This window comes from Paraburkholderia sp. J8-2 (genome assembly GCF_905220195.1).
Lineage (GTDB): Bacteria > Pseudomonadota > Gammaproteobacteria > Burkholderiales > Burkholderiaceae > Paraburkholderia.
Genome location: NZ_CAJMZA010000007.1, coordinates 40,320 through 62,232, shown reverse-complemented (window position 1 = coordinate 62,232; position 21,913 = coordinate 40,320). Strand labels below are relative to the sequence as shown.

Sequence of the window (21,913 nt, the reverse complement as noted above, 5' to 3'; positions counted from 1 at the left end):
CGTCAATCATCGATCCGGCCCGTGTTGTTGCGCTGCAAAACTTCCGTATTCCGTTTACCCTCGTTAACCCTTGAACGTGTGTTGCATTTCGCCTCGTCGCTGACAAATACATTACAGCCAGCCTGGTTCGATTTTCACCCCGCGTCAATCTTTCAAGTTGCTTGCGCACCTGAACGTGCGCCGTGGAAGCTATTTGCTCCGCATTTTTGAGGTCCTGTTGAAATGCAATCCGTTCCATTCCTGAGTCTGGCGATCTGGATTCCCATCCTGTTCGGCGTGGCCGTGCTGCGCGTCGGGTCGGATCGTCATCCGCAGCGCGCCCGCTGGCTGGCGCTCGTTGGCGCCGTCGTCGGCCTGCTGCTGACCCTCCCGCTCATTACCGGCTTCGACAACCACGCGGCCGGCATGCAGTTCGTCGAGTTCCGCGAATGGCTGCCTGAGTTCGGCGTGGCATGGCGTCTCGGGATCGATGGTATTTCGATGTGGCTCGTGGTGCTCACCGCGTTCACGACGCTCGTGATCGTGATCGCCTCGTGGGAATCGATCACGGTGCGCGTCGCCCAGTACTTCGGCGCGTTCCTGATTCTCTCGGGCCTGATGGTCGGCACCTTCGCGGCGACCGACGGCATGCTGTTCTTCGTGTTCTTCGAAGCGACGCTGATTCCGCTGTATCTGCTGATCGGCTCGTGGGGCAACGCACGCCGCACCTACGCCGCGGTCAAGTTCTTCTTCTTCTCGTTCGGCGGCTCGCTGATGATGCTGGTGTCGATGCTGTACCTGTACAGCCAGTCGCACACCTTCGACATGTCGGTGTGGCACAACCTCACGCTCGGCTTCATCCCGCAGATCCTGGTATTCATCGGCTTCTTCGCGGCGTTCGCGGTGAAGGTCCCGATGTGGCCGTTCCACACCTGGCTACCCGACGTCCACCTCGAAGCGCCGACCGGCGCGACGGTGATGCTGGCCATGCTGAAGCTGGGCGGCTACGGTTTCCTGCGCTTCACGCTGCCGATCACGCCTGACGCCGCGCACTTCTTCGCGCCGGCCATCATCACGCTCTCGCTCGTGGCCGTGGTCTACTCGAGCCTGCTCGCGCTCGCGCAGACCGACATGACCAAGCTGCTCGCGTACTCGACGGTCGCCCACATGGGGCTCGTCACGCTCGGCCTGTTCCTCTTCAACCAGATCGGCACCGAAGGCGCGATCGTGCAGATGATCTCGTACGGCTTCGTGTCGGGCGCGATGCTGCTCTCGATCGGCGTGCTGTTCGACCGCACCAAGACGCGCACGATCTCGGCTTACGGCGGCGTCGTCAACGTGATGCCGCGCTACGCCGCCTTCATGATGCTGTTCTGCATGGCCAACCTCGGCCTGCCGGGCACGTCGGGCTTCGTGGGCGAGTTCATGGTCATCATGGGCGCGATCCGCGTGAACTTCTGGGTCGGCGCGATCGCCGCGACGACCGTCATTCTGAGCGCTGCGTACACCCTGTGGATGTACAAGCGCGTGATCTTTGGCGCTGTGGCGAACAAGGGCGTTGCGAAGCTGGCCGACATCGGCCGCCGCGAAACGCTGATCTTCGCTTCGCTCGCAGCGTTCGTGCTCGCGATCGGCCTCTACCCGAAGCCGATGACCGACGCGATCGAGCTCTCGGCGGCGAACCTCGTCACCCAGGCCGGTCGCAGCAAGCAACCTGTCGACGAAGCAGCGCCTGCCGACGCAGTGCGCGCGGGCACGGACGTTCGTGCTCAGCACTCGCCGACGTGATCGCTAAAGATTGACGGCGCAACCAACGCGCCGCACCGCCTTTCGGGCGGCGCGGCGCGTTTGTGCGTCCAGATGGTTTCGAATTTCGGTTCGAAAAATAGCCGCGGCGGACTGCTGTCAAGGGCGGAGAAGGGCGCGATGTGCGTGTGTTTCCGAGGCGCGACAAACCTCGCGAACACATGCGACAAAGTGTCTCAATCTTCTTTTGACAAAGGTCATTTTCCACATTCATTGATTGCGAAATATCAAAGCGGCTGTATGATGCGGGCGCGCTTCCTTTGTCGGATGTCAGGGGACGCGTCCGGAACTATTCAATGAATGAAATTCAGGCAAACGTGATGAAAAGAACGACCTTTCAAAGGTTACTGCTTCCCGTAAGCGCCGGATTGGCCTTGTGTCTTTCCGGATGCAACATGGAGCTCCTCGACCCCAAGGGCAGTGTGGGCGTGGCGGAAAAGCAGCTGATCGCAACCTCCACATGGGCCATGCTGATTGTTGTGATCCCTGTGATCGTCCTGACGCTCTGGTTCGCGTACCGCTATCGCGCGTCGAACCGTAGCGCCACCTATGCGCCGAAGTGGTCGCACTCGACGGCGATCGAAGTCGTCGTCTGGACCATCCCGACGCTGATCATTCTGTTCCTCGGCGTACTCACGTGGAACACCACGCACGAGCTCGACCCGTACAAGCCGCTCGAATCCAACGTCAAGCCGATCAACGTCGAAGTTGTGGCGCTCGACTGGAAGTGGCTGTTCATCTATCCGGATCTCGGCATCGCGACGGTGAACCAGCTGGCCGTGCCCGTTGGCACGCCGGTGAACTTCAGCATCACGTCGGACTCGGTGATGAACTCGTTCTTCATCCCGCAGCTTGGCACCCAGGTTTATGCGATGGCTGGCATGCAGACGCGTCTGCACCTGATCGCCGACCACGCTGGCGACTACGCCGGCCTCTCGGCGAACTTCAGCGGCGCGGGCTTCTCGGACATGAAGTTCCGCACGCTCGCCACGAGCCAGCAAGACTTCGACGCGTGGGTCCAGAAGGTGAAGGCGTCGCAGACGCAGCTTTCGATGGATCAATACGCGACGGTCGCAAAGCCGAGCGAAAAGGCTCCGGTTGAGTACTTCTCGACGGTCGACCCGAAGCTCTTCAACAACATCATCGCGAAGTACAACAACGGCCACGTCACGAATTTCAGTGACCCGTCGTGCGTGACCAAGGGGTAAACCAGGCATGTTCGGAAAACTTACACTGGACGCCATTCCGTATCACGAGCCGATTATCGTCGGCACGATGATCGGCATGGCAGTCATCGGCGCATTGGTGCTCGGTGCCATCACTTACCTCGGTAAGTGGAAGTATCTGTGGACGGAGTGGCTGACGAGCGTCGACCACAAGCGTCTGGGCGTGATGTACATCGTCCTCGCCTTCGTCATGCTGCTGCGCGGCTTCGCCGACGCCATCATGATGCGTACCCAGCTTGCGCTCGCGTACAACGCGCCGGGCTTTCTGCCGCCGCACCACTACGACCAGATCTTCACGGCGCACGGCGTGATCATGATTTTCTTCATGGCCATGGCCTTCATGGTCGGCCTGATGAACATCATCGTGCCGCTGCAGATCGGCGCACGCGACGTCGCGTTCCCGTTCCTGAACTCGCTGTCGTTCTGGATGACCGCAGTCGGCGCCATCCTGCTGATGATCTCGCTCGTCGTGGGTGAATTCGCGATGACCGGCTGGCTCGCGTATCCGCCGCTTTCGGAGCTTGCGTACAGTCCCGGGGTAGGGGTGGATTACTACCTGTGGGCGCTGCAGATCTCCGGCGTCGGCACGCTGCTGACCGGCGTGAACTTCTTCGTCACGATCATCAAGATGCGTGCCCCCGGCATGACGATGATGAAGATGCCGGTGTTCACGTGGACGGCGCTGTGCACGAACGTGCTGATCATGGCCGCGTTCCCGATCCTGACCGTGACGCTCGCGCTGCTCGGCCTCGACCGCTACATCGGCACGCACTTCTTCACGAATGACGGCGGCGGCAACGCCATGCTGTATCTGAACCTGATCTGGGCCTGGGGTCACCCCGAGGTGTACATCCTGATCCTGCCGGCGTTCGGTATTTTCTCGGAAGTCGTCGCGACCTACGCGAAGAAGCCGCTGTTCGGCTACAAGACCATGGTCTACGCGACCTGCTCGATCATGGTGCTCTCGTTCCTCGTGTGGCTGCACCACTTCTTCACGATGGGTTCGGGCGCGAACGTCAACGCGTTCTTCGGCATCATGACGATGATCATCGCGATCCCGACGGGCGTGAAGATCTTCAACTGGCTGTTCACGATCTACCGCGGCCGCCTCGAGTTCACCTCGCCGGTGCTCTGGACGATCGGCTTCATGGTTACCTTCACCATCGGCGGCATGACCGGCGTGATGATGGCGATCCCGGGCGCGGACTTCGTGCTGCACAACTCGCTGTTCCTGATTGCTCACTTCCACAACGTGATCATCGGCGGCGTGCTGTTCGGCTACCTCGCCGGCTTCAACTACTGGTTCCCGAAGGCGTTCGGCTTCAAGCTCAACGAAAAGCTCGGCAAGCGCGCGTTCTGGTTCTGGCTTTCGGGCTTCTATGTCGCCTTCACGCCGCTGTACGTGCTCGGCTTCATGGGCGCAACGCGCCGTCTGAACCACTACGACAATCCGGCATGGCATCCGTGGATGGTCATCGCATGGGTTGGCGCCGTGCTCGTGGCAATCGGTATCGCGCATCAGCTGCTGCAGCTGTACGTGTCGATCCGCGACCGCAACCTGCCGGAAAACCGCGACCTGACGGGCGATCCGTGGGGTGGCCGTACGCTGGAGTGGGCGATGTCGTCGCCGCCGCCGTCGTACAACTTCGCGATCATCCCGCATGTGTCGGAACTCGATGAGTTCCAGCACCTGAAGGAAACCGGCCGCGAAACCGTGGACGTCGCGAACACGAAGTACACCGACATTCACATGCCCTCGAACACGAGCGCAGGTCTGTTTATCGGTTTCTTCAGCCTGGTGCTCGGCTTTGCTGGCATCTGGCACATCTGGTGGCTCATGATCGTTGGCTTCGTCGGCATTCTCGGCACGGCCATCGCCTACAGCTTCCAGAAGAACGAAGGCTATTACATCCCGGCCGCCAAGGTCCGGGCAGACGAAGAAGCGCGTAGCCGCGCACTGGTCAAGGCGTTCGCTGAACGCGGTGGCAAGGTTGAAGAAGCACTGGAGGCCAACTGATGTTGACGAAAACTAGTGCGGCCGCACTCGCGGAGCACGATCACCACGATCACCCGCCGTCACACTCGGTGTTCGGCTTCTGGCTGTACCTGATGACGGACTGTATTCTGTTCGGCTCGCTGTTCGCAGTGTTCGCCGTGATGCAGAACCAGTTTGCAGGCGGCCCGACGGGCAAGGACCTGTTCGACATTCAGGGCGTCGCGATGGAAACGGCAGTGCTGCTGCTGTCGTCCATTACGTACGGCTTCGCGATGATCGGCGCGCACAAGCAGCGCAAGGGTCAAGTGCTGGTCTGGCTGGCGATCACTTTCCTGCTGGGCGCAACGTTCCTGTACTTCGAACTGCATGAATTCGCGAACATGATCGCCGAGGGCAACGGCCCGAGCCGCAGCGCGTTCCTCTCGTCGTTCTTCACGCTGGTTGCCACCCACGGTATCCACGTGACGATGGGCATGATCTGGATGATCGTCCTGATGGTTCAGGCCGTGAAGGCCCCGACCTTGGGCGAGCGTGAAATCCGCCGCCTGACGTGCCTGAGCCTCTTCTGGCACTTTCTGGACATCGTCTGGATCTGCGTGTTCTCCTTTGTTTATCTTGCGAGCGTGATCTAAATGAGTGCTCATTCCATCCATGAAGAAGAAAGCCACGGCAGCGTAGGCAGCTACCTGGCCGGTTTCGTCCTGGCGGTGGTGCTCACGGCCGCTTCGTTCTGGCTCGTGCTGCACGGCGGCTTCCCGCGCGAAACCGCGCTGCTCGGCCTCGCCGTGCTGGCTGTGGTGCAGATCGTGGTCCACCTCGTGTTCTTCCTGCACATGAACACGTCGTCGGGCCAGCGCTGGAACGTGACGGCATTTGGCTTTACGGTGCTGACGGTCCTGATCGTGGTCGTCGGTACGCTGTGGGTCATGCACAACGTCAGCATGAACATGATGTCGCGTTAAGCGCGCATCGTTGCTGGACGTGCGCTTCGCTCGCTGCGAGTGAAGCGCAAACGAAAAACGCCGCCAGGCCTTCGGGCCGGCGGCGTTTTTCTTTTTGGCGGCTTGGTGCGCGGTTAGGCGTTAAAGCGCTGGCGTACGACTTCCGCGACGGCCTTGCCGAGGCGATGGTGCTGAGAGGCTTCGTAGTGAATGCCGTCTGTCGTGCTGACCGTGGCGAACTCGCCGGCATCGAGGAACGCCGAGCCGTACTTCACGGCCACGCGCTCGTAGAGCGGCGCAAGCAGGCGCGACCTGGCCGCGCCGCCCGTGAAGATATCGCCGAGGAAGCCGATCTCTTCGATCGGCACCGGCGACATGAGCAGTACGTGTGGCGTGGCGCCGCCCGGACCCGCGCGGCACGCCACCAGCGTTTCGAGCAGCACGTCCACCGAGTTCGCGATGTCGGTGGGCGTGACGGAAAAGCGCGCCTTGAGGTCGTTGGTGCCGAGCATCAGTGCGACCACGTCCACCGGCAACTGGCTTTCGAGGCATGGGCGCAGATAAGCGTGCCCGTTCTTGTGGCGGCCTTCGATGGGGTCGTCGTGAACCGTGGTGCGCGCGGGCAGGCCTTCCTCGATGATCGTCCAGCCCGGGCCCAGCGCTTCGCGCAGCACGCCGGGCCAGCGGTCGGCGGGGCCGAATCGCTCGGACACGCCGGGCACGGTCAGCGGCTTCGTGCCGTGCGTATTGGAGTCGCCGTAACAGAGCAGGGTGCGTGACGTCATGGATTGCCTCTCTCTGGGTTGATGTGACCGGTTGCGATGCGATGCCCGCTGTAATGCCATTACTCGTCATGGGAGATTACTAGACGACTGGTCTAATCGCTCTGTAACATCTCACCTCATGAATGCAGCGGCAGCCGTTGAAGTGCGGCAACACATCCTCGATACCGCCATGCCCATTCTGCTGGGCAAGGGGTTTTCCGCGGTCGGTCTCAATGAGATCCTCGCGGCCGCTGGCGTGCCCAAAGGGTCGTTCTATCACTATTTCGGCTCGAAGGAAGCGTTCGGCGAAGCGTTGCTCACGTCGTATTTCGCCGAGTATGCGGAGCGTCTCGACGACATGCTTCTGCGCGCGCCGGGCACCGCGGCCGAAAAGCTGATGCGCTACTGGGACGACTGGCGCCTGATCCAGTGCGCCGACGACCCCGTAGGCAAGTGTCTCGCGGTCAAGTTGGGCGCGGAGGTGAGCGACCTGTCCGAAGCCATGCGCGAGGCGCTGCGTCTCGGTACCGACGCGACGATCTCGCGCATTGCCGCGTGTATCGAGGCAGGGCGCGCGGACGGTTCGCTCGCGGGGGTGAACAACGCCGCGACGATGGCAGTGACGCTCTACGAACTGTGGCTCGGCGCGACGCTGCTCGAAAAGATCCATCGCGACCGCAAGCCGCTCGATGCGGCCATGGCGACCACACGAATTCTGCTGAACCTGCCTCCGGGCGGTTAATCGAACGCAAAGCGACGGCAGTGCGCAGCGCGTGAACTGCGCGCGATTGTCGCGTATTGTGCGGAAGTGCTAGACGACCGGTCTAATAGCGTATGAAGAGGCCGGTATCCGAAGGGTGCGCGAGCGCCCGAACCTCACCGATAAAGGAACGCCGATGAAGGTACTGATCGTTTTGACCTCGCATGAGGACCTCGGCAACACGGGCAAGAAAACGGGCTTCTGGCTCGAAGAATTCGCCGCGCCGTACTACGCGCTGCGCGACGCCGGCGCCGAACTCGTGCTCGCATCGCCCAAGGGCGGCCAGCCGCCGCTCGATCCGAAGAGCAGCGATCCTTCCGCGCAAACCGATGCGACGCGACGTTTCGCAACCGATACCGAGGCGCAAACGGCGCTTGCCAATACGAAACGTCTCGCCGATATCGACGCGAGCGCATTCGACGCCGTGTTCTACCCGGGCGGCCATGGCCCGCTTTGGGATCTGGCCGAAGATCCGGTTTCGATCGCGCTGATCGAAAAGACCATCGCCGCAGGCAAGCCTGTCGCCGCCGTCTGCCATGCGCCGGGCGTGCTGCGCCACGTGAAGGGTGCGGATGGCAAGCCGCTCGTGGCCGGCAAGTCGGTCACCGGTTTTTCGAATGACGAAGAAGCGGCGGTGCAACTGACCGATGTCGTGCCGTTCCTCGTCGAGGACATGTTGAAGGCGAGCGGCGGCCAGTATTCGAAGGCCGCCGACTGGCAGCCGCACGTCGCAACCGACGGCCTGCTGATCACGGGCCAGAACCCGGCTTCGTCCGAGCCGGTTGCCGAGGCTTTGCTCGCGGCGCTGCGCCGCGGTTGATGCCGCGCGAACGCGGTCGCATGTCTGCGAGCGCGTTCGCTTCCCTCTATTTCCTTTCGGCAACGCTGCGAGCCGTTCTCGCAGCGCGTGTCCGCCTGCGCGTTGCCGCAAGGAAATGCCCATTTTGCCAACCGGCGCAGGCGCCGCGCGACGCGCGACCTGCGCCAAGAAAGGAGCTGTAGATGTCCGCATTGTTTGAACCGTTCAAGCTCAAGGGCGTGACCCTGCGCAACCGCATCGCCGTGCCGCCGATGTGCCAGTACATGGCCGTCGATGGCATGATCAACGACTGGCACCACGTTCACTATGCGCAGATCGCGCGCGGCGGCGCGGGCCTCGTGATCGTCGAGGCGACGGCGGTTTCGCCTGAAGGCCGCATCACGCCGGCTTGCACGGGCCTGTGGAACGACGCGCAGATGGAGGCGTTCAAGCCGACCGTCGCCGCAATCAAGGCGGCGGGCGCCGTGCCCGGCATCCAGATTGCGCACGCGGGCCGCAAGGCAAGCGCGAACCGCCCGTGGGAAGGCGACGACCACATTGCCGAAGGCGACGCGCGCGGCTGGCAGACCATCGCGCCTTCCGCGACTGCGTTTGGCGCGCATCTGCCGAAAGTGCCGAAGGCGATGACGCTCGACGACATCGCGCGCGTGCGCGAGGACTTCGTGGCCGCGGCGAAACGCGCGCTCGAAGCCGGCTTCGAATGGCTCGAACTGCACTTTGCGCACGGCTATCTCGGCCAGAGCTTTTTCTCGACGCACTCGAACCATCGCGACGACGCGTATGGCGGCAGCCTCGAAAACCGCAGCCGTTTCCTGCTGGAAACGCTGGCCGCGGTGCGCAAGGTCTGGCCGGAGCATCTGCCGCTGACGGCGCGCTTTGGCGTGATCGAGTACGACGGCCGCGACGAGGAAACGCTGGCCGAATCGATCGAACTGGCGAAGGGTTTCAAGCGCGAAGGCCTCGATATGCTGGGCGTGAGCGTCGGCTTCTCGACGCCCGCCGCGCAGATTCCGTGGGCGCCCGCGTTCCTCGCGCCGATCGCGCAGAAGGTGCGTCGTGCAGCCGGTCTGCCGGTGTCGTCGGCGTGGGGTATCGGCACGCCGGAACTCGCCGAGCGCTCGGTAGCGAAGGAACAGCTCGACGTCGTGATGGTCGGCCGCGCGCATCTCGCCAACCCGCACTGGCCGTACTACGCTGCGCAGGAACTGGGCGTCGAACGCGCTGCGTGGACCTTGCCCGCGCCGTACGCACACTGGCTCGAGCGCTACAAGGTCGGCTGAAATTTACCTGACGGCAAGACCGTTGATGATGAGGGAGTTCCGATGACTATCTATCTGATTGCAAGCATCACACCCAAGCCCGAGCATGTCGCCGAAGTGGAAGCGTTGACGCGCGACATGGTCGCGCAGACGCGCAAGGAGCCAGGCAATCTGCGCTACGACCTGCTGCGCCGCGCGGACGGCGCGCCGGGCTTTTACCTCTACGAAGCCTATGTCGATGAAGCCGCGGTGCAGGCGCATCGCGACAGCGCCCACTATGCGGCGTACCGCGCGAAGATCGGTGCGTTGGTGGCGCAGCCGCCCGAGGTGAAGACGTTGACGGGCGTGGACGTGGCGGACTGACGCCGCATTCGTCTTCGTGACCGGCTGGCGCCGGACAGCGCGACGTAGCGCTGTCCGGCGCTTTTTTCATTGGGCCGCCGTGCGCGGCCTAGCCTGCCATATCGAGCACGACGCGGCCTTCGATCGCGCCGCGTTCCATGCGCGCGAACACGTCGTTGATGTTCTCCAGCTTGTCGGTGGAGACGGTCGCCTTGACCTTGCCTTCCTGCGCAAACATCAGCGACTCTTCGAGGTCGAGACGCGTGCCGACGATCGAACCGCGCACCGTCACGCCGCTCAACACCATGTCGAAGATCGGCAGCGGGAAGTCGCCGGGCGGCAGCCCGTTCAGCGACACCGTGCCGCCCCGGCGCACCATGCCGAGCGCCTGCGAAAACGCAATGGGCGAGACCGCGGTGACGAGCACGCCGTGCGCGCCGCCAATTTCCTTCTTTAGATACGCAGCCGGATCGGTGGTTTTCGCGTTGACCGTTACGGTCGCGCCAAGACGTTTCGCCAGTTCGAGTTTCGTATCGTCGACATCGACGGCGGCGACATTGAGCCCCATTGCGCGTGCGTATTGCACGGCCATGTGGCCGAGGCCGCCCACGCCGGAAATCACGACCCAGTTGCCCGGGCGCGTGTCCGTCACCTTCAGGCCCTTGTAGACCGTGACGCCGGCGCAAAGCACGGGCGCAATTTCGATGAAATCGATATCTTTCGGCAGCAGCCCCACGTAATTCGCGTCGGCTTTCGCGTATTGAGCGAAGCCGCCGTTGACCGAATAGCCGGTATTTTGCTGCTGCTCGCACAGCGTTTCCCAACCGCCGAGGCAATGTTCGCAATGGCCACATGCCGAGTAGAGCCACGGAATGCCTACGCGATCGCCTTCCTTCACGTGCGTGACGCCCGCGCCTACGCCCACGACATAACCCACGCCCTCGTGACCGGGAATGAACGGCGGCTGCGGCTTCACGGGCCAGTCGCCGTGTGCGGCGTGCAGGTCCGTGTGGCACACGCCGCACGCTTCGATTTTCACGAGCAGTTCGCCGGGTCCCGGGGTGGGAACGGCCACTTCCTCCAGCACGAGGGGTTTGCCAAATGCGCGGACTACTGCGGCTTGCATCGTCTTGCTCATCGTCGGGCTCCTGTCGAAGCGAAATGGCGGCGCGCGGCCGGATGCGTTGCGCATCGCGGTGTCGCCGCACGCCCGCCTGCCTTTCAAGTTTGAAGGAAAGGGTTTTCGCGTGCGATGAACGTGCTCAATGGTCGGTAATAAAAATGAGCAGAAGTTTTCGAAAGAAACTGCCGTTAATATTGGGTAAGGTTTGGTAACGCCCTCTGTTGCACGAATTCAGTGAGCCCGATGCACAACGAGTCCCTCTACGAGCGCGCCAGCGAGAGCCATTTCGCAGGCGACCTGCCGCGTGCGCGTCAGTTGTACGTGCAACTGCTTGCCGTCGATGCAACGCACGCGAGTGCGATGTTTCGCCTCGGCGTGATCGGCTTGCAGGAAGGTGCGCCGGCCGCTGCGATTGGTTGGCTGCAGCGTGCGCTCGACGCAAACCCCGGCGAGCGGCGCTACCGCGAAGCGTTGGGGCAGGCCTATGCCATGGCCGCGCGTCATGCCGAAGCGGCGCAGACCTATCGCGGCCTGTTGACGGAAGACGCTTCGTCCGCCGATCTCTGGTGCGGGCTCGGCTCGGCGTTGCAGGCGCTGGGTGCGCACGCGGAGGCGGTGAAGGCGTGGCGAGGGGCGCTTGAGCGAGAAGTGAACCGGGCCGACATCTGGAACAACTTCGGTAATTGCCTGCGTTTGCTGGGCGACTCCGGCGAGGCTCAGGCGGCGTATCGTCGCGCGCTCGACTTGCAACCGGGCGATGTCAATGCCTTGACGAACCTCGGCACGCTGCTGCAGGAAGAGGGACGGGACGACGAGGCGCTCGAACGTTTGCGGGCGGCGCTTGCTGTCGCACCGGACAGCGCAGTCGCGATGATCAACCTCGGTGTGCTCCTGACACGCCTCGCGCGTCTGGACGAAGCCGTGCCCTTGCTCGAACGTGCGGTGGCCATCGAACCGCAAATCGCGCATGCGGCCTACAACTATGGCGTCGCGCTTCAGGCATGTGGCCGTTTGCGCGAGGCCGAAGCGCAGTATCGCCGCGCGCTCGCGCTCGACCCCGCGCACGCGGAAGCGGCCAATAACCTCGGAAATGTTTGCCGCGATCTCGGCGAACATCGGGCCGCCCAGGCGGCGTACGAAACGGCCATGCGCGCGCGGCCCGATTTCGTCGACGCGTTCAATAACGCGGCCAACCTGATGCGCACGCTCGGCGGCCTCGACGAAGCGCAAGCGCTATTGCGCCAGGCCCTCGACCTCGATCCATCGCGCTCGGCCACGCTCAACAATCTCGGCAATGTGCTCAAGGACAGCGGGGGGCTGGACGAAGGCATCGAATGTTTTCGCCGGGCTGTGGCGAGCGAGCCCGGCAACCTCATCGCGCACAGCAACCTGCTCTATGCGTTGTCGTTTCAGGCTACAGATCCGCAGGTGATTCTCGATGAGGCGAGACGCTGGTCTGCGCATCACGAAGCGCCGCTCAGCGCGGAACGCATGCACGCGCGGGTCGAACCCGCGGCGGGAAGGCGCTTGCGCATCGGCTACGTATCAGGCGATTTTCGTGAGCATTGCCAGGCATTGTTCATGACGCCGCTCTTGACACATCACGACGCTGAGCGCTACGAGATTCACGCGTATTCGAGCGTGGTGCGGCCCGATGCGACGACGGCACGTCTCGCCGCACACGTCGAAAAGTGGCACGACGTACGCACGTTGAGCGATACGGCGCTGGCGGAACAGATCCGCGCGGACGGCATCGATATCCTCGTCGATCTGACGATGCACATGTCCGATGGCCGGCCTCTGCTGTTCGCACGCACGCCGGCGCCGGTGCAGGTCGCCTGGCTCGCGTATCCCGGCACGACCGGGATCGGCGCGATGGACTGGCGGCTCACCGATCCGTGGCTCGATCCGCCCGCGCACGACAGCCACTACAGCGAAAAGTCGTGGCGCTTGCCGCATACGTTCTGGTGTTATGACGCGCTGGCTTCGGAGCCCGAAGTGAATGCGCTGCCTGCATCGAGTACGGGACACGTCACGTTCGGCAGCCTGAACAACCCTTGCAAGCTCACCGATTCGACGCTGAATGTGTGGTCTCGTGTATTCGCCCGCTTGCCAGATGCGCGCCTCGTGCTCATGGCCGCCGAGGGTGAAGCGCGGCGCCGCCTCGTGCAACGGCTCGCTCAGGCAGGCATCGACGCGGCGCGTGTGCGCTTCCTGCCGTTCAGGCCGCGCGCGGATTATCTGCGCAGCTATCACGAGATCGATATCGGCCTCGACACGTTGCCGTACAACGGCCATACCACGTCGCTCGACGCGCTGTGGATGGGCGTGCCCGTCGTCACGCGCATCGGGCCGACGGTGGCGGGGCGCGCGGGTTTGAGCCAGCTGGCGAACCTTGACCTGACCGAACTGGCCGCCGATTCCGACGACGCGTTCGTGGAGACGGCGGTGAGTCTCGCGAACGACCTGCCGCGCCTCGCGAATCTGCGCTCGACGCTGCGCGAGCGCATGACGGCCTCGCCGCTGATGGACGGCGAGCGTTTCGCGCGCGGCGTCGAAGCGGCGTACGAAGGTATGTGGCGCGCCGCGGCAAATTAGGGCGATCTGGCCCGTAGATACGGGGCCTCTGGCGTCCTGTCCTCGGCCAGATGGCCATCCAGCGTCCTGTATAAATATACAGTAGAATCCTAGCCTGACAGCCAGGGCCGCGCGCCGATTTTCCGCGCGCGCCGCGCTGCAAGTTTCCGGGCCGCGCCGGCATTTGCCCCAATTCGCGCGCCGCCCGGCCCCACGCGTGTGATCCCAGCCGGAATGCCAGCGCAAGTGAGCGAAAACCGATCTATCCGAATCCGTGGTGCCCGCCAGCACAACCTCAAGAACCTCGACCTTGACCTGCACACCGGTGAAATGACGGTCGTCACCGGGCCATCGGGCTCGGGCAAGTCGAGCCTCGTCTTCGACACGCTTTACGCGGAAGGCCAGCGCCGCTACGTTGAAACGTTCAGCGCCTATGCGCGCCAGTTCCTCGACCGCATGGACCGGCCGCAGGTCGACCGCGTGGACGGCGTGCCGCCCGCCATCGCCATCGACCAGACCAACCCGGTGCGGAGTTCGCGCTCCACGGTCGGGACGATGACCGAGCTGAACGACCACCTGAAGCTGCTCTACGCGCGCGCCGCGAATCTGTTCGACCGCGTCACGGCGCAGCCCGTGCGGCACGACACGCCTGAGACGATCTACGCCGAACTGATGGCGCGCACGGCCGCGGGCGACCCGCGTCTCGTCGTCACATTCCCGGTCGAGTTGCCCGACACGACCACCGAGGAGGAAGTCGCGCAGTGGCTTTCCGCGAGCGGCTATACGCGCGTGCAGGCGCAGCGCGAGGTGAAGACCGCCGAAGGCACGCGCAAGCTGCTCGATGTGGTCGCCGACCGTTTCCGCATGCAGAACGTGGAGAAGAGCCGCGCGATCGAGGCGATCGAAGCCTCGCTCAAGCGCGGCAGCGGGCGCGTCAACATCTACGTGCTGGAAAGCGGCGACGCCGAAACGGCGGCCGAGCCGCAGATCTGGCGCTTCTCGACCGGCCTGCATTGCCCGGACAGCGATTTGCGCTACGCCGATCCGCAGCCCGCGCTGTTCTCGTTCAACTCGGCCTACGGCGCCTGTGACGCGTGCCGCGGCTTCGGCCGCGTGATTGGCGTGGACTGGGGCCTCGTGATCCCCGACGAGCGCAAGACGCTGCGTGGCGGCGCGATCAAGCCGCTGCAAACGCCGGCGTGGAAGGAATGCCAGGACGACCTGATGCGCTATGCCGCAAAGGCGGGCATTCCGCGCGATACCGCATGGTCCGAGCTTACTCAGGCACAGCGCGACTGGGTCATCAACGGCGCGCCGGACTGGAAGGGAAGCTGGCAAACGCAGTGGTACGGCGTGAAACGCTTCTTCCAGTATCTGGAGTCGAAGGCCTACAAGATGCACATTCGCGTGCTGCTGTCGAAGTACCGCAGCTACACGCCGTGCGAAACCTGCGGCGGCGCGCGCCTGAAAACCGAGGCCTTGCAGTGGCGTCTCGGCACGCAGCAGAACGCCGACGAAGTCCTGGCGCCATCGGGGCGCTTCCTGCCGCACGGCGTGGACTGGACGCGCGCGCAGCTCGAGGCGCTGCCGGGCCTCACCGTGCACGACGTGATGCTGCTGCCGATCGAGCGCATTCGCCGCTTCTTCGACAATCTTTCGCTTTCCTCAGCATTGCTCGACGATGCGCTCAAGCTGCTGCTAGAGGAAGTGCGCACGCGTCTGAAGTATCTCTGCGATGTGGGCCTGGGCTATCTCACGCTCGACCGCCAGAGCCGCACGCTGTCGGGCGGCGAAGTCCAGCGTATCAATCTGACCACGGCGCTCGGCACGTCGCTCACAAAAACGCTGTTCGTGCTCGACGAGCCGAGCATCGGCCTGCATCCGCGCGACCTCAACCGCATTGTCGAGGCGATGCAGCGTCTGCGCGACGCCGGCAATACGCTCGTGGTGGTCGAGCACGATCCGTCCGTGATGCTCGCGGCCGACCGTCTCATCGACATGGGCCCCGGTCCCGGCGAGCGCGGCGGCACGATCGTCTACGACGGTACGCCGAACGATATCCGCTCCTCGGGCACCTTGACGGGCGAGTATCTGGGCGGCCACCGCGCCGTTGCCGACGCTTCGCACTGGGAGCGCCGCCCGGTCGACGCGTCCACGCCGCATCTTCTGCTCGAAGGCGCGAGCGAGCACAACCTGCGCGACGTGACCGTGCAAATCCCGCTGCAGCGGCTCGTTTGCGTGACGGGTGTCTCGGGCTCGGGCAAATCGACGCTCGTGCAGGACGTGCTGTATCCCGCGCTCGCGCGGCATCTGGGCAAGGCGACGGAAGCGCCGGGCACGTTCCGCAAGCTGGGCGGCGCGGAGCAGATCACCGACGCCGTGTTCGTCGACCAGTCGCCGATCGGCAAAACGGCGCGCTCGAATCCGGCCAGCTACGTGGGCGCGTTCGACGAGATCCGCAAGCTGTTCGCCAAGGCGACGCTCGCGAAGCAGCGCGGTTATACGGCGGGCATGTTCAGCTTCAACTCGGGCGAAGGCCGTTGCCCGACTTGCGGCGGCTCGGGCTTCGAGCACATCGAAATGCAGTTCCTGAGCGACGTGTATCTGCGTTGCCCCGATTGCGACGGCAGCCGTTATCGCCCGGAAGTGCTCGAAGTGAAGATCGAGCGCGCGGGCCGCTCGCTTTCGGTGGCGGACGTACTCGACCTTACGGTGAGCGAAGCGGTGCAATGCTTCGCTGAGGATGCCGAAGTATTGCGCGTGCTCCAGCCTATCGTGGACGTGGGCCTCGAATACGTGAAGCTCGGCCAGCCGGTGCCGACGCTGTCGGGCGGCGAAGCGCAGCGTCTCAAGCTCGCGGGCTATCTCGCGGAAACCGCGCAGTCGCGCGGCAAGGACGCAGGCGGCCGGCTCTTCATGTTCGACGAGCCGACCACGGGCCTGCATTTCGACGACATCGCCAAGCTGATGCGCGCCTTCGGCAAGCTGCTCGCAGGCGGTCATTCGCTGCTCGTGATCGAGCATAACCTCGACGTGATCCGCGCCGCCGACTGGCTGATCGATCTCGGCCCCGAAGGCGGCGACGCGGGCGGCGAAGTGGTGTGCGTCGGTACGCCCGCGGATGTGATCGCGTGCCCGCGCTCGCATACGGGCGCGGCGCTCGAACGCTACGAAGCGGCGCTCGGCAGCGGCGCCGAACTGCTCGCCGAAGAAGAGGGTGTGGCGCTGCAAACCGCGTTGCGCGCCGCGCAGGCGCGCCGTGAAGTGCAGGGCGAGGATGTGGTGCGCATCGTGAATGCGCGCGAGCACAACCTCAAGGCGCTCGACGTCGATATTCCGCATGGCCGCTTCAACGTCATTACGGGCGTGTCGGGCTCGGGCAAGTCCACGCTCGCGTTCGATATCCTCTTTCACGAAGGCCAGCGGCGCTACCTGGAATCGCTCAATGCCTACGCGCGTTCGATCGTGCAGCCCGCGGGCCGTCCCGAAGTCGATGCCGTGTACGGCATTCCGCCGACCGTCGCGATCGAGCAGCGCCTGTCGCGCGGCGGACGCAAGAGTACCGTCGCCACGACCTCCGAGGTGTGGCACTTCCTGCGTCTGCTTTATGTGAAGCTCGGCGTGCAGCACTGCGTGCATGACGGCACGCCCGTTACGTCGCAAAGCGTCGATGCGATCGTCGCACAACTGCTGCGCGAACATCGCGGCCAGCATGTCGGCTTGCTCGCGCCGCTCGTCGTCAATCGCAAGGGCGTCTACACCGATCTCGCGAAGTGGGCGAAGGCGCGCGGCAACACGCATCTGCGAGTGGACGGCGAATTCGTGCCGGTCGCGCCGTGGCCCAAGCTCGACCGCTTCCGCGAACACACGATCGAGCTGCCCGTGGGCGATCTCGTAATCGAGCCTGAAAACGAGGCGCAATTGCGCGCCATGCTCGGCACGACGCTAGAAGCGGGCAAGGGCATCGTGCATTTGCTCGCGCCGCTCGACGGTCTCGATCATGTGATTGGCAATGGTGGTTCGACGGCGGGCATCGGCGAGGTGAAGGTGCTGTCCACGCGTCGCGCGTGCCCGGTGTGCGGCACGAGCTATCCCGAACTCGATCCGCGCATGTTCTCGTACAACAGCAAGCACGGCTGGTGCACGACCTGTGTGGGCACGGGCCTCGCGCTCACGCGCGAGCAGCGCGCCGCCTACGACGATACGATCGTGGCCGAAGACGGCCGTGGCCGCGAGCAAACCTTGCCTTCGGAGGAGCAGGAGCCCGAAGGCGTGGTCGACGAGCCGTGCCACGATTGCGGCGGCACGCGCCTGAATCCCGTGGCGCGCGCTGTGACGTTCGACGCGCATCCTATCGTCGACGTCGCGCAGTGGACCGTGGCGGACACGCGCCGCTGGATCGATACGCTGAAGCTTAACGGCCGCGATGCGCAAATCGCCCGTGACGTGGTGAGCGAAATCCGCAGCCGTCTGCAGTTCCTGGAGGAAGTGGGGCTCGGCTATCTGAGCCTCGATCGCGCCGCGCCGAGCCTTTCGGGTGGCGAGGCGCAGCGCATTCGTCTCGCGGCGCAGCTGGGCAGCAATTTGCAGGGCGTGTGCTACGTGCTCGACGAGCCGACCATCGGCCTGCATCCGCGCGACAACAAGATCTTGCTGGACGCGTTGCGCAGCCTCGGCGAGAAGGGCAACACGCTCGTCGTGGTCGAGCACGACGAGGACACGATCCGGCGTGCCGACCACATCATCGACATCGGCCCGAGCGCGGGCAAGCGCGGCGGCCGCGTGGTGGCGCAAGGCAGTGTCGCCGATCTCGCGGCGCAGGCCGATTCGCTCACCGGGCGCTATCTTGCACAGCCGATCCAGCATCCGCTGCAACCGCGCCGCGAAGTGCGCCCTGCGCGCGCCGGGCGTGAAGCGGTGCCGGGACAATGGCTCACCGTCCACGGCGGCAAGTTGCACAACCTGCGCAACGTGACCGCGCAAATTCCGCTGGGCCGCCTCGTGGCGATTACGGGCGTGAGCGGTTCGGGCAAGTCCACACTCGCGCGCGACGTGCTGCTTTCCAATCTGCTCGACGCCGTGGGGCGCTCGGTGCTGTCCTCGCCCGCCGAGCGCCGCGCGCGCAAAGCGGTGAAGGAGAAGGCGCCGAGCGCGGCGGAGCGCCGTTCGAGCGTGCTCGCGCGCACGAGCGCCAAGCCGAAGCTCGAGGTTGCGCATGCGTGGCAGGGCTGCGATTCGATTAGCGGATGGGAAAGCATCGACCGCGTGCTCGAAGTGGACCAGACGCCGATCGGAAAAACGCCGCGCTCGTGTCCCGCGACCTATATCGGCGTGTGGGACGCGATCCGCCGCCTGTTCGCCGATACGCTCGAGGCGCGTGCCCGCGGCTATAGCGCGTCGCGTTTCTCCTTCAATACCGGCGACGGACGCTGCCCCGCGTGCGAAGGCCAGGGCGTGCGCACCATCGGCATGAGCTTCCTGCCCGACGTGAAGGTGCCGTGCGACGTGTGCCACGGCCAGCGCTTCAATCCGGAAACGCTGGCTGTGACGTGGCGCGGCCGGAACATCGGCGAAGTGCTGACGATGGAAATCGACGAGGCCGTGGAGTTCTTCGGCTCGATCACGAGTATTTCGCACCCGCTGCAACTGATGAAGGACGTGGGTCTGGGCTACCTCACGCTCGGCCAGCCTTCGCCCACGCTCTCGGGCGGCGAGGCGCAGCGCATCAAGCTCGTGACCGAGCTTTCCAAGGTGCGCGACGACATCACGCGTCGCGGGCAGAAGGCGCCGCACACGCTCTACGTGCTCGACGAGCCCACCGTGGGCCTGCATATGGCCGACGTGGCGCGCCTCATCAGCGTGCTGCACCGGCTCGCGGACGCGGGGCATAGCGTCGTCGTGATCGAGCACGACCTCGACGTGATCGCCGAGGCCGACTGGATCATCGACCTCGGCCCGGAAGGCGGTGTGGGCGGCGGCACCATCGTCGCCGCTGCCGATCCCGAAGCGCTCGCGAAGGTGCGCTCGAGCCATACCGGCGCGGCGCTCGCGCCCGTGCTGGCGCGTGGCCAGGGCGACGCGAACGGTGCCGAAAGGAAACCTGCACCAGAGCGGCGCGCAAGGGATGCAGCGGGTTCGCGCTAAGAAAACGGAGTGGGCCGCAGAGGCCCGCTCCGCCTTGAAACCGCTTGATCTGTGCCGCGAGCGCAAGGTATCATGGGTTCCGCTTGCAGCAAACGTTCGCTCACCTGTAGCGGCGTCACCTGAGAGCGGAGCAGCGGACTGCAGATCCCCTCCGAACCGGTCGCGGGCTCCACACCCAGACCAACTCATCAGTGCAGCAAGGCTTCGCAGTCTGTTCGCGAAGCCTTTGTCTTTTCAGGGAAGACGATTCTTTGCCGATTGTTGAATCGGTGCCTTGCCCCAGATGAAGCGAGAGGAATTAATCGATGTTCGACCTCGATGGAGAGGCGCGCGAACGGCTCATCGTGTGGATTCGACGCCGCATGGAAGAGTACGGCATTACGTTCGAAGAGCTTGAAGCGTCTATTGCCGAAAGCGAAAAACTACCCAAGTACCGCGACGCATACGGGAATACATGGAATGGCGAGGGCGATATGCCGGCCTGGCTGTTGCGTTATAAGCACGCGGGACAGGATATCGAGCATTTTCGCTGCTAGCCGTGACGGTGCGTGAATGCGCGCCGGTGTTGCCGTTCGACCGCCAGACCGTACGCGGCGCATGCCGCAAAGCCCGCGCATTGGCGCGGCGCCCAGTATTATTCAGCATAGTTTTAAATTGCCTTTCGGTGCGAGCCGGGGATTAATTGCGCCCGCTAATGTGCAGCGCCGGTTTAGGCATTGTTTTTGTTGGCATTTGCACGCGCGTAATTAGTCAGTTTTTTTGAAAACTCGGGTTGGCCACGCGATCAACCTGCGCGACAATCTCGCCCATTCCGTTCTTGCTGCGGCAGGGAGGTTGTCATGGCGATACTCGTGCTGGGCCTCGTGATTTTCATTGGCGTCCATTCGATCCGCATCATGGCGGCGCCCTGGCGCGCCGCGCAGATCGAGCATTTCGGTCCGCGTGCCTGGCGAGGCGCGTTCGCGCTGCTCTCCATTCTGGGTTTCGTGCTGATCGTGTATGGCTACGGGCTGTCACGCCGCTACCCCGTGCCGATCTGGCTGCCGCCGTTCTGGATGGCCCACGTTGCGGCGCTTCTCACCGCCATTGCCTTCATCATGATCGTCGCGGCCTATGTGCCGGGCAATCACTTCAAGCGCGCGCTCGGCCAGCCCTTCGTGAGCGGTGTTGCACTTTGGGCGTTCGCGCATCTGCTCGCCAACGGCACGCTCAACGCCATCATTCTCTTCGCGGTTTTCCTCGTCTGGGCGCTGTTCGAGCTTAGAGGAGAGAATCGCCGCGATCGCGAGGCCGGTGTCGTCTATCCCGAGGGGCAGGCGTCGCGCGATGTGATCGTCGTCGTGGTCGGGCTCGTGGCCTGGGCCGTGTTCGCCTTCTGGCTACACGGCGTGCTGATTGGCGTGCGGCCGCTCGGCTGAGCGCGCCGCAGACCGCACACGCGCTGCAAAAAAAGAAGCCTGCGCATGGCAGGCTTCGCAAGGTACAGCTCGGAGTTCCGCGATCAGATCGCAGCGGCACGATCATAGGGTCAGTTCGTGAAAGCCCCGTGAAAGTCCGCGCGATTCGGCGCGTCTATCAGTCGATGCATTACAGATCGAAGAACACCGTTTCCTGTTCGCCCTGCATGCGGATGTCGAACGTGTAGACGATGCTGCCGGCCTGCTCGCTGCGGCGCGCGATGAGCGTGTCGCGGCGCGCCGCCGGTACGGCTGAGAGCACCGGGTCCGTGGCGTTGGCGGCGGCTTCGTCTTCGAAGTAGATGCGCGTGAAGGTGTGCGTGAGCATCCCGCGCATCATCACGATCACATTCAGATGCGGCGCTTCGCCAGCGTTCTCGACGCCCGGTTTCACGGTGTGCACGACGAAGCGGCGGTGCGCATCCGTGCCGGTGCCTACGCGCGCAAAACCGCGGAAGCCGTCTTTCGCGATTTCCTCGCGCGAAGCCGGATAGCGGCCGTTTGCGTCGACCTGCGAAAACTCGAGCATTGCGTCGAACACGGCGTTGCCGTCGCCGTCGATCACGCGGCCCATCAGCGTGATGTGCTCGCCCGGCGTTTCAGGCCCGACGACGTCGGCGGTGAAGAGGCTCTTCAGATCGAAATCGTATTGCTGCGGACACAGGCCGTAGGCGAAGTACGGGCCGACGGTTTGCGAGGGCGTTTCCTTGAGTGCCATG

General features: G+C 64.1%; 16 protein-coding genes. 13 read left to right on the top strand and 3 right to left on the bottom strand.

What is annotated here, in order from left to right; translation table 11 throughout:
- Positions 1-222: 222 nt before the first annotated feature.
- From U5A52_RS17800 to cyoD, 5 genes are all read left to right on the top strand, one after another.
- Positions 223-1,767, top strand: coding sequence for an NADH-quinone oxidoreductase subunit M (locus tag U5A52_RS17800; RefSeq protein WP_321910775.1), 1,545 nt, complete (start codon positions 223-225; stop codon positions 1,765-1,767).
- A 338-nt stretch (positions 1,768-2,105) separates the two neighbouring features.
- Entirely contained in the window at positions 2,106-2,993 is an 888-nt protein-coding gene (gene cyoA, locus U5A52_RS17795; RefSeq protein ID WP_321910777.1) for a ubiquinol oxidase subunit II, read from the top strand.
- Between the two features lie 7 nt (positions 2,994-3,000).
- Positions 3,001-5,028 (top strand): cytochrome o ubiquinol oxidase subunit I, encoded by a 2,028-nt coding sequence (gene cyoB / locus U5A52_RS17790; RefSeq protein ID WP_321910779.1) that lies wholly within the window; start codon positions 3,001-3,003, stop codon positions 5,026-5,028.
- The gene (gene cyoC, locus U5A52_RS17785) at positions 5,028-5,639 is read left to right on the top strand and encodes a cytochrome o ubiquinol oxidase subunit III (RefSeq protein ID WP_158759629.1); all 612 of its coding nucleotides are present in this window, start codon (positions 5,028-5,030) and stop codon (positions 5,637-5,639) included. The genes cyoB and cyoC overlap by 1 nt, the downstream gene beginning before the upstream one ends.
- Positions 5,640-5,969: a cytochrome o ubiquinol oxidase subunit IV gene (gene cyoD / locus U5A52_RS17780; RefSeq protein ID WP_158759630.1), complete on the top strand. Its 330-nt coding sequence runs from the start codon at positions 5,640-5,642 to the stop codon at positions 5,967-5,969.
- A 113-nt stretch (positions 5,970-6,082) separates the two neighbouring features.
- Here cyoD and U5A52_RS17775 read toward each other — a convergent pair whose 3' ends face one another.
- Positions 6,083-6,733, bottom strand: a complete 651-nt coding sequence (locus U5A52_RS17775; RefSeq protein WP_321910782.1) for an SGNH/GDSL hydrolase family protein — start codon at positions 6,731-6,733, stop codon at positions 6,083-6,085.
- A 118-nt stretch (positions 6,734-6,851) separates the two neighbouring features.
- On the opposite strand from U5A52_RS17775, the gene U5A52_RS17770 reads away from it, so the two are divergent.
- The 4 genes from U5A52_RS17770 to U5A52_RS17755 all read left to right on the top strand — a co-directional run bounded on the left by U5A52_RS17770 (position 6,852) and on the right by U5A52_RS17755 (position 9,914).
- Positions 6,852-7,454, top strand: coding sequence for a TetR/AcrR family transcriptional regulator (locus U5A52_RS17770; RefSeq protein WP_321910784.1), 603 nt, complete (start codon positions 6,852-6,854; stop codon positions 7,452-7,454).
- Positions 7,455-7,608: 154 nt separating this feature from the next.
- Entirely contained in the window at positions 7,609-8,292 is a 684-nt protein-coding gene (locus tag U5A52_RS17765) for a type 1 glutamine amidotransferase domain-containing protein (protein WP_321935654.1), read from the top strand.
- Between the two features lie 182 nt (positions 8,293-8,474).
- Positions 8,475-9,572 carry an NADH:flavin oxidoreductase/NADH oxidase gene (locus U5A52_RS17760; protein WP_321935653.1) on the top strand — a complete coding sequence of 366 codons (1,098 nt, stop codon included), beginning with the start codon at positions 8,475-8,477 and terminating at the stop codon, positions 9,570-9,572.
- Between the two features lie 42 nt (positions 9,573-9,614).
- Positions 9,615-9,914 carry a putative quinol monooxygenase gene (locus U5A52_RS17755; protein ID WP_321935652.1) on the top strand — a complete coding sequence of 100 codons (300 nt, stop codon included), beginning with the start codon at positions 9,615-9,617 and terminating at the stop codon, positions 9,912-9,914.
- A gap of 88 nt (positions 9,915-10,002) precedes the next feature.
- Here U5A52_RS17755 and adhP read toward each other — a convergent pair whose 3' ends face one another.
- Entirely contained in the window at positions 10,003-11,031 is a 1,029-nt protein-coding gene (gene adhP / locus U5A52_RS17750) for an alcohol dehydrogenase AdhP (protein WP_321910791.1), read from the bottom strand.
- A gap of 228 nt (positions 11,032-11,259) precedes the next feature.
- On the opposite strand from adhP, the gene U5A52_RS17745 reads away from it, so the two are divergent.
- The 4 genes from U5A52_RS17745 to U5A52_RS17730 all read left to right on the top strand — a co-directional run bounded on the left by U5A52_RS17745 (position 11,260) and on the right by U5A52_RS17730 (position 21,155).
- The gene (locus U5A52_RS17745; RefSeq protein WP_321935651.1) at positions 11,260-13,614 is read left to right on the top strand and encodes a tetratricopeptide repeat protein; all 2,355 of its coding nucleotides are present in this window, start codon (positions 11,260-11,262) and stop codon (positions 13,612-13,614) included.
- A gap of 213 nt (positions 13,615-13,827) precedes the next feature.
- On the top strand, positions 13,828-19,737 hold the full coding sequence (gene uvrA / locus U5A52_RS17740; RefSeq protein ID WP_415774017.1) for an excinuclease ABC subunit UvrA: 5,910 nt from the start codon (positions 13,828-13,830) through the stop codon (positions 19,735-19,737).
- A gap of 305 nt (positions 19,738-20,042) precedes the next feature.
- Positions 20,043-20,273, top strand: a complete 231-nt coding sequence (locus tag U5A52_RS17735) for an H-NS histone family protein (RefSeq protein WP_069267441.1) — start codon at positions 20,043-20,045, stop codon at positions 20,271-20,273.
- A 303-nt stretch (positions 20,274-20,576) separates the two neighbouring features.
- Positions 20,577-21,155 (top strand): NnrU family protein, encoded by a 579-nt coding sequence (locus U5A52_RS17730; protein WP_321935649.1) that lies wholly within the window; start codon positions 20,577-20,579, stop codon positions 21,153-21,155.
- Between the two features lie 169 nt (positions 21,156-21,324).
- On the opposite strand, the gene pcaG is transcribed toward U5A52_RS17730, so the two are convergent.
- Positions 21,325-21,912, bottom strand: coding sequence for a protocatechuate 3,4-dioxygenase subunit alpha (gene pcaG, locus U5A52_RS17725; RefSeq protein WP_321935648.1), 588 nt, complete (start codon positions 21,910-21,912; stop codon positions 21,325-21,327).
- Position 21,913: the final 1 nt, after the last annotated feature.

Coding starts and splice junctions, on each gene's coding strand:
- U5A52_RS17745 (WP_321935651.1), top strand. CDS start 11,260: ATGCACAACGAGTCCCTCTACGAGCGCGCCAGCGAGAGCCATTTCGCA.
- cyoA (WP_321910777.1), top strand. CDS start 2,106: ATGAAAAGAACGACCTTTCAAAGGTTACTGCTTCCCGTAAGCGCCGGA.
- cyoD (WP_158759630.1), top strand. CDS start 5,640: ATGAGTGCTCATTCCATCCATGAAGAAGAAAGCCACGGCAGCGTAGGC.
- U5A52_RS17760 (WP_321935653.1), top strand. CDS start 8,475: ATGTCCGCATTGTTTGAACCGTTCAAGCTCAAGGGCGTGACCCTGCGC.
- cyoC (WP_158759629.1), top strand. CDS start 5,028: ATGTTGACGAAAACTAGTGCGGCCGCACTCGCGGAGCACGATCACCAC.
- U5A52_RS17775 (WP_321910782.1), bottom strand. CDS start 6,733: ATGACGTCACGCACCCTGCTCTGTTACGGCGACTCCAATACGCACGGC.
- U5A52_RS17755 (WP_321935652.1), top strand. CDS start 9,615: ATGACTATCTATCTGATTGCAAGCATCACACCCAAGCCCGAGCATGTC.
- U5A52_RS17765 (WP_321935654.1), top strand. CDS start 7,609: ATGAAGGTACTGATCGTTTTGACCTCGCATGAGGACCTCGGCAACACG.
- uvrA (WP_415774017.1), top strand. CDS start 13,828: ATGCCAGCGCAAGTGAGCGAAAACCGATCTATCCGAATCCGTGGTGCC.
- U5A52_RS17770 (WP_321910784.1), top strand. CDS start 6,852: ATGAATGCAGCGGCAGCCGTTGAAGTGCGGCAACACATCCTCGATACC.
- U5A52_RS17730 (WP_321935649.1), top strand. CDS start 20,577: ATGGCGATACTCGTGCTGGGCCTCGTGATTTTCATTGGCGTCCATTCG.
- adhP (WP_321910791.1), bottom strand. CDS start 11,031: ATGAGCAAGACGATGCAAGCCGCAGTAGTCCGCGCATTTGGCAAACCC.
- U5A52_RS17735 (WP_069267441.1), top strand. CDS start 20,043: ATGTTCGACCTCGATGGAGAGGCGCGCGAACGGCTCATCGTGTGGATT.
- U5A52_RS17800 (WP_321910775.1), top strand. CDS start 223: ATGCAATCCGTTCCATTCCTGAGTCTGGCGATCTGGATTCCCATCCTG.
- pcaG (WP_321935648.1), bottom strand. CDS start 21,912: ATGGCACTCAAGGAAACGCCCTCGCAAACCGTCGGCCCGTACTTCGCC.
- cyoB (WP_321910779.1), top strand. CDS start 3,001: ATGTTCGGAAAACTTACACTGGACGCCATTCCGTATCACGAGCCGATT.